This window comes from Nocardia sp. NPDC058666 (genome assembly GCF_042714895.1).
GTDB lineage: Bacteria > Actinomycetota > Actinomycetes > Mycobacteriales > Mycobacteriaceae > Nocardia.
This window is the reverse complement of record NZ_JBHXRY010000121.1, coordinates 1-1,047: the sequence shown is the minus strand read 5'-3', so window position 1 is coordinate 1,047 and position 1,047 is coordinate 1. Positions and strand designations below refer to the sequence as shown.

Annotated in this window: 1 protein-coding gene; it reads right to left on the bottom strand. The window is 69.3% G+C overall.

Features of this window, described 5'->3' with window-relative positions; genetic code table 11:
- Positions 1 to 1,047: alpha/beta hydrolase (locus ACFWVD_RS28950; protein WP_379248111.1), on the bottom strand; the 1,047-nt coding region annotated here is incomplete at both ends.

Below are 1,047 nucleotides of genomic sequence, written 5' to 3'. Positions count from 1 at the left end.
CGGTGCGGATCCGAGTCGCCGGTGTGCGACGCGTCGAGGCCGTCCATGAACCGGTTGAAGGCCGGGGCGCCGTCATTGGCGTAGTGGCTGAACGGTGAGTCCTTGACGATGTCCTGCGGGGCGTCGTAGCCGAGCCAGGTGATCGTGGAGACCGGCTTGCCGTCGGCCGCGTCGGTGGCCGTACGCCAGACGTTCTCCATGCGGCCGATGTCGCCGCCGATGCTGCTCAGGTTCGACGTCGTGCCCGGCACGTAGACGGCCTGGTGCGCGGCCGTGTCGGGGTTCCCGTTGGCAACGATCGCGCGGCCGTTGCCCTCCGGGCTGAAGCCGAGCAGGTACGCCTCGGGCAGGTTGTTCTGTCCCGTCGCGTCGAAGCGCTTCTGGATGCTCTCCATGCCCTTGAGGGAGCTCTGCAGGTGCCGGTACTGGTCGCCGTACTTCTTGTCCCACTGCATCCATTCGTCGGTGTGCACCTTGGAGGGGTACATGCCGGCGGTTATCCACGTCCACTCGTTGGCGGGTGGTTTGGGGATGCCGTTCAGCGTCATCTGGTAGGTGCCGCGCTTCTCGTCGAAGACGGCGCGGTTGGCCTCGTCGCGGACCGTGGCGGGCAGGCCGTCGATCGCGCCGACGGCGTCCGGCCTCAGCGAGAGCCATGCCGCCTGCTGGTCGGCGTCGAGCCCCTTCCACCAGTCTGCGTTGGCCTGCGGCGAGCCGTCCTTCGGCGGCTGGGGCAGCGAGTCCAGGTAGTGCTGGCCCGCCCCGCGGACGCCCTCCATGTCCTTCCCGGCGTCCGCCCAGTCCCCGTCGGACACGACCAGGTCGTCGTCCGCCTTGAGCTTGCGCACCTGCGGCGCCCACTTCGTGTCGGCCTCGGTGGCCTCGTTGAGGGCTTCAGTGATGCGGTTGGCGATGTCCTGGGCGATCTTGTAGTTCGGGTTCGGGTCGATGTTGCCCGCCTGCCGCAGGATCCCGCGGGCCGGCTCGGACAGGGTGCCCTTCGCCGATCCGGGTTGCGGCGGCGAACCGCCGGGGTTCTCCCCGGCC